The organism is Arthrobacter sp. B0427-1-12, from assembly GCF_059092905.1.
This window is the reverse complement of sequence record NZ_JBNHIC010000105.1, coordinates 1-5,951: the sequence shown is the minus strand read 5'-3', so window position 1 is coordinate 5,951 and position 5,951 is coordinate 1. Positions and strand designations below refer to the sequence as shown.

Annotated in this window: 5 protein-coding genes and 2 tRNA genes; 2 read left to right on the top strand and 5 right to left on the bottom strand. The window is 65.5% G+C overall.

The genetic code is table 11. The features are described 5' to 3' along the window. The first annotated feature begins 346 nt into the window (after positions 1-346). Together AC5RWU_RS23535 and AC5RWU_RS23530 are read left to right on the top strand one after the other, a co-directional pair. Positions 347-1,075 (top strand): MarR family winged helix-turn-helix transcriptional regulator, encoded by a 729-nt coding sequence (locus AC5RWU_RS23535; RefSeq protein WP_493986595.1) that lies wholly within the window; start codon positions 347-349, stop codon positions 1,073-1,075. A gap of 598 nt (positions 1,076-1,673) precedes the next feature. After that, complete coding sequence (locus tag AC5RWU_RS23530) at positions 1,674-2,249, top strand: SOS response-associated peptidase (protein WP_493986594.1); 576 nt, start codon at positions 1,674-1,676, stop codon at positions 2,247-2,249. A gap of 277 nt (positions 2,250-2,526) precedes the next feature. Here the strand turns inward: AC5RWU_RS23530 and AC5RWU_RS23525 are convergent. From AC5RWU_RS23525 to AC5RWU_RS23505, 5 genes are all read right to left on the bottom strand, one after another. Next, a tRNA-Met gene (locus AC5RWU_RS23525) sits at positions 2,527-2,600 on the bottom strand. Between the two features lie 55 nt (positions 2,601-2,655). Next, positions 2,656-2,727: transfer RNA gene (locus tag AC5RWU_RS23520), tRNA-Thr, on the bottom strand. A 152-nt stretch (positions 2,728-2,879) separates the two neighbouring features. Further along, entirely contained in the window at positions 2,880-3,458 is a 579-nt protein-coding gene (locus tag AC5RWU_RS23515; protein ID WP_493986593.1) for a hypothetical protein, read from the bottom strand. A gap of 141 nt (positions 3,459-3,599) precedes the next feature. Beyond that, on the bottom strand, positions 3,600-4,295 hold the full coding sequence (locus AC5RWU_RS23510) for a response regulator transcription factor (RefSeq protein WP_493986592.1): 696 nt from the start codon (positions 4,293-4,295) through the stop codon (positions 3,600-3,602). Next, on the bottom strand, positions 4,292-5,815 hold the full coding sequence (locus tag AC5RWU_RS23505) for a sensor histidine kinase (protein WP_493986591.1): 1,524 nt from the start codon (positions 5,813-5,815) through the stop codon (positions 4,292-4,294). The genes AC5RWU_RS23510 and AC5RWU_RS23505 overlap by 4 nt, the downstream gene beginning before the upstream one ends. Positions 5,816-5,951 lie beyond the last annotated feature (136 nt).

Below are 5,951 nucleotides of genomic sequence, written 5' to 3'. Positions count from 1 at the left end.
GGCTGGCCCAGGGAATCCCGCCGCGGGAACTGGCCGCAGCCTCCGGCCTGCCGCTGAGCCAGATCAGGAAAATCGGCCGGTCCCGCCCCTGACAGACGCGCCGGGCGCCTCCGGCGCCCGGACCGGCGTTCCGGGTACAAACCCTCCGGTTGGAACTTCCACGCCCTGGAACTCACAGACGCTGAGCAGACACACCTCCTGCTGATCGAGGACGTCGCTGTTGAAGAGTTTCCATCCTGCCCGGTGCGGCAGAGACACCCGATCTGGGCTGCTAATTGGCGCCGCCCGGGGTGCGTTTGCTCACACCGGTGGTTCAGGTGCGTGAAGGTTTTGCCCTGCTGCCCCAGTGGGCCGGCAGGAGCAAAATCCGCCGGTACGTCTTCGGCCCCGCGGCCGCGGACCTCTCACCCACCGATACGCGCTGCTGGAGTATCTGACCAGGAACGGTCCGATGAGGCTTCCGGACCTGGCCGCGCAGTGGGGCGTAAATAAATCCACCATGACCCCGCAGGTCCGCCGCCTCGAAGCCAAGGGCCTGATCGACCGCCCACCGGACCCGGCCGATCGCCGCGCCACCCTGCTGGGCACATCCGCCGCCGGGACTGAACTGCAGCACCGGATCGGCGCGGCCGGCGCGGTAGCCTTCGATGACATACTCTCCACCTGGTCACAGGAAGACAGGGAAGCCCTCGGCTCAATGCTGGTCCGCTTTGCCAGCGAACTCTCCGTCGCCACGCCCCGTCTCGTTCAAAACACTGCCTCCGCCGGCCGCGGCAGCCCGCCCCGGTACGAGGCGCCGACAAGGACCGGCCTCCATGCCTGGCCAAACCCTTGCCCAAAAATTCAGCACCATCATTGCCTCGATCGCCTCCGGCGAGCTGGACTTCCTGGAACCTCCTCGACAGGGAAATGGAACAGATCCACGACGAAGCGGCAGGCCTTCACCCCGGCCCCGAAAAGCCGGCCGGAGCCGTGTTCCTGCACGCCTTCGGCCAACGGACGCACGATGGCCGCCGCCAGCGGGAGGGGCTGCCCTGCCAGCCTTCCCGCAAACCTGATGCTGGCAAGGGGATAATACCCGGCATCCCCGCGCAGGGACTAATGCCTTGGAAAACGACCGCTAAACGCGGTTCCACTGCCTGGATGCAGCCGCAGGAGACCGCACTTTTGGAACCGTCATCGGCACTGTGCAGGCCGGGCAGGAAACGCCATCCGGCGGCATCCCCAGCCGTACGGGGCCCGGGCCTCCGCAGCCCCGCTTATTAACCAGCAGCCTCTACTTGGAGATGTTGACGGGGTGAAATTCAGGTAGGGCACAGCCTAGGCAGGCCGAACGCCCACATGGGAACCTTTCATCAGAGGGTTCAACGAACCGGGTTGGGGGACCCGCTCGACGGACCAGCTGGAAACGTTCTGGGGAATGGATCCAGCCACCTTTACGGGCTGTTCCTGGGAGAACAGCCATCGGCCAGGCCGCCGCGATCAGCGTATTGATCCGGCGGCCTGGCCGTTTAAACCGCGCCGTACATTCCCCCGCGCTTGGTCGGCTGCCGGCTGTGGTGGAGAATCGGGGCCATGTGCGGACGCGATGTGATGTCGAAGGCCGCCGGGGATCTGGTCTCGGCCTTCAGCGCCGATGAGGCGGCGGGGACGGACCTGCGCCGTCCTGGAATGTGGCCCCGACGCAGAAGGTGCGCCTGGTTCTCGAGCGGTTGGATCCGGAGACCGGTGAGCTGACCCGGGCCCTGGTGCCGGCGGAGGGCTACTACGAGTGGATGAAGACCGCGGACGGGAAGGTCCCGACCTACCTGCGGCCGAAGGACGGCGGTCTGCTGGCATTTGCGGGGCTGTATGAGTTCTGGCCGGATCCGTCCCTGCCAGACGATCATCCGAACAAGTGGCTGGCCACCTGCACCATCATCACCACCAGCGCCCAAGATTCACTTGGCCATATCCATGACAGGACCCCGGTCATCGTCCCCGAAGACCTGCAGGCCGACTGGCTGGACCCGAAGACCACGGCCAAGGCCGACGTCGCCGGGCTGCTCGACGCCATGCCCGAGCCGGAGCTGGTGCCTGTCACGGTCAGCGACCGCGCCAACTCCGTGCGCAACAACGGGCCGGAACTGATCGAACCGGCGGACGACATACCGCTGCCGTTACCATGCTGGAACAGGGCTCGCGGTCCACGATGTCCGGTCGATACTCGGTCATGCCGATTTGGCCACAACCAACGTGTACACGGGTAGCCACGCCGATTACGCAACCCGTGCGGCGGAGAAGATGGACGGAACCAACCGAGGCGCTTGAAGGAAGGCATAGCAAGCCATGAGCCACGAAGGGGTCTCGCCGGTTTTGCGGCGGGGCCCCTTCTCCATCCCAGTCTCCACCACCCACGGCTAGTGGAGATGGACCCCGGGACGGGAGCTGCGGCGGGCCAAGAAACTTTTCGCGCCCCCATCGCGCCCGGTAAACAAAGAAAGGGCAGGTCCGGAAGCGAATGCGCTTCTGGCCTGCCCTTTGCTGTAGCGGTGGGGAGGCTCGATCTCCCGACCTCACGATTATGAGTCGTGCGCTCTAACCAACTGAGCTACACCGCCATAATGAGTGTGCCCGCGCCGCGCCTTTCGACACTGCGCGGGCCCTCCCATTGAGAGCCCCGACCGGGAATCGATCCCGGGACCTCCATCTTACCAAGATGGCGCTCTACCACTGAGCTATCGGGGCAACGAGTGAATACATTACCAGCACTTCCGCCGGAAAAACAAATCGGCCCTCTGTGCCCCGTTCCAAGGGGCCAGAGGGCCGATTCTGTTCTGATTACAGGAGGTCAATGTGATGAATATCAATCCCGCAGGGTGACCGGGATACGCCGGTTCTCAGTGGTCGTCGATGCCGAAGTCATCGAGTCCGCTGGGGTGATCGTCGAAGTCGTCGGCCCGGTCGCCGCCGTTGTCGTCGAAGCCAAAGTCGTCCGCTCCGTGCCCGCCGCCGGCCCGGTCGCCGCCGTTGTCGTCGAAACCGAAGTCGTCCGCTCCGTGCCCGCCGCCGATCCGCTGCCCGCCTTTATCGTCGAAGGGGACAACCGCCGGAGCCGGAATAACAACCGGCGCGGGAACGGGTGCGGGAACCTGGACGGGTGCAGGTGCCGGGGCGACCGGCTGCGGAGCCACGGTCTCGGGAACGGCCTGCGCCGGTGTGTCGTCGGGCCCTTCGGATTCAGTCTCGGTCTCGGCCGGCGGAACGTCCTCGGCCTTGACCTCGGCGGGCGGTTGGATTTCCGCCTCCGTTTCCTCTTCGGCTGCCAGCTGGTCGTCGACCTCACCGGCGCTTTCCTCGACGGTGACACCCGCATCGTCCATCTGCGACGGGCTGGCGGCATTGGCCTGGCTCCAGATCATCACGCTTGCAACGCCGATGACCAGCAGACCCATCAGTGACCAAAGAATCTTTTTCATTGCCTACACATCCTTCAATGTCTTGGATCCGCTAGGCTGACTGTCCGCTGGGGAGTGTCGGTAGCCCTCAAAGGATCTTGATAGCTCCACTGTCGGCGCTATGAGTGAGATCACCATGAGAAGCCCGTGAAACTTTTCTCATCAAGCGCGCTGCGGTTCAGCCTCATCGTGGACGACGTTGACCAGCCGGTAGCCGGCTCCCCTGACGGTCAGGAAGCGTTCGGCCCCCAGCTTGTTCCGCAGGTACCGTACATAGACATCCACCACGTTGGACGATCCGTCGAAGTCGTAGCCCCAGATCCGGCTCAGCAGCTGATCGCGGGTGAGGACCTGGCCGGCGTTTTCGACGAAGGTCCGGGCCATGGCGAACTCGCGTGCAGAGAGCTCCACCACTTCCCCGTCCACGGTCGCGCACCGGGTGTCGATGTCCAGGCTGAGGCCGCCGCAGCTCAGCGGAGGCCGTGCTGCCTCCGCGGACTGGGCCCGCAGGCGCAGCCGCACGCGGGACAGCAGTTCCTCGAACCGGAAAGGCTTGGGAATGTAGTCATCCGCTCCGCCGTCGAGTGCGGAAACGGTGTCCTGCACGGAGTCCCGGGCGGTCACCATGATCACCGGCAGCGTGGACCGCATGGAACGGAGCGTGAACAGCACCGTCATACCGTCCATCCGCGGGAGTCCGACGTCCAGGATCAGCAGGTCGAATTCGCCTGAACTGGCGTAGTCCACGGCGCTCACGCCGTCACCGACCACCGTGGCGGTGTAACCCGCCGTCGTCAGTCCCTTCTTCAGGAAGGTGGCGATGCGCGCCTCATCTTCCGCAATCAGGATCCGCGTCATGATGTTCCTCCCGCGATCTGCAGCTGGGGTGTGGTCCTACCCGCCGGCTCCGGTTCTATGGGCCCGGCCCCGGGATAGCTCTCCGGCAGGCAGAGGGTAAATGTTGCGCCGTCGCCGACGGCTGAGTCGAGGGTGACACGGCCGCCGTGTGCTTCGGCTATGGCCTTGACGATCGGCAGGCCCAGACCCGTTCCTTCGACCACTGTCTCCCCGACGCCCCGGTTGAATCGTTCGAAAATGCGCTGCTGGTCCTCGAGCGGAATGCCGCGACCGGTGTCCCGCACCCATAGCTGCAGCGTGCGCCCCTCAGGCGCCCAGCTGGCGCCGATGGCCACGGTATCCCCTTCCGCTCCAAACTTGACGGCGTTGGCGGCCAACTGCTCGATCGCCTGCGTCAAACGCTGGCGGTCAGCCCAGATCCGGCCCGATGCCGTCCGGTCCAGGTGCCAGTTCCGCGGCCCCAGCACCTTCACCCGGTCCATGACCGATTCGACGAACGGACCGACCTCCACCCATTCCGGGCGCACGAAGTCCGGCCGGCCGGTCTTGGCCAGGATGAGCAGGTCATCGACCAGCCGCTGCATCCGGTCCATTTCGTCCAGCAGCACCTCGCGGGTCTGCTCAACGTCCGCCGGATCCTGCGGGTCCACCAGTTCCATGTAGCCGCGGATGATGGTCAGCGGTGTGCGCAGTTCGTGGCCGACGTCGTCCACGAACTGCCGCCTGCTGGTCGATCCGGCCTCGAGCCGTTCCAGCATGTGGTTGAAGTTCTGTGCCAGCAGCGTAAGGTCGTCGCTGCCGTCCGGGATGTCCACTCGCATGGTCAGGTCATCGAAGGTTGCCGCCTCTGTTGCTTCGCGCAGGCGCTTGACCGGCACCAGCAGCCGCCCGGTCACCAGGAAACCAACGACGCCGGCACACAGCAAGGTGGCCAGCGAAATAACGGTGAAGTGCCCCAGGGAATCGAAGATCTGTGCCCGCTGCTCTCCGATGGCGTTCGAGACCAGCAGGATGCCCTGCGACGGGTCCGCGCCGACGTTGACAGAGATCATGGCCAGCCGGACCGCGGAGCCGTCTACTTCGATGTCACGGAAGGTAATCACACCGGGCCGGAAGGAGTCATTGACGGCGGTGAGGACCTGTTCGGTGTTCAGGTTGGTCTTCTGCTGGCCCGGCGGGACCAGCGCGATTTCCCCGTCGATCATGGTGGCGACGGACTCGTAACCGCCCGGTGCCCCGCCCTGCAGGAAAGCGGTGAACAGGTCGTGGACGGAGGCAAAGGGCTGGTCCGGCGCGTGGTCGGCGCCTGCGTCCGCCAGCGCCCGCAGGGCGTCGCCGTGCTGGCCCAGCTCCTGCGATACCCGGTCATTGAGATGCTGCAGCTGCAGCGCATGCGTGGTTGCGCCGGCCACCAGCAGCCCCGCGGCCATGAAGCCCAAGAGGGCAAACAGGACCCGGCTCCTGACTGTATGCAGTTCCGCCCGCAGCCGGCGGCGCCAGTGACTTTCCCGAGCATTCACACTTTCACTCTAGGTATTCCACTTGGGGATACCTTGTGGCGTGCCGTCACCGTCCCGACCGGTGGAAACGAAAAACCCGCGGGTTCCATCAGGAACCCGCGGGTCGTTCAGCGGCGGTGGGGGGGGGGGGGGGGGG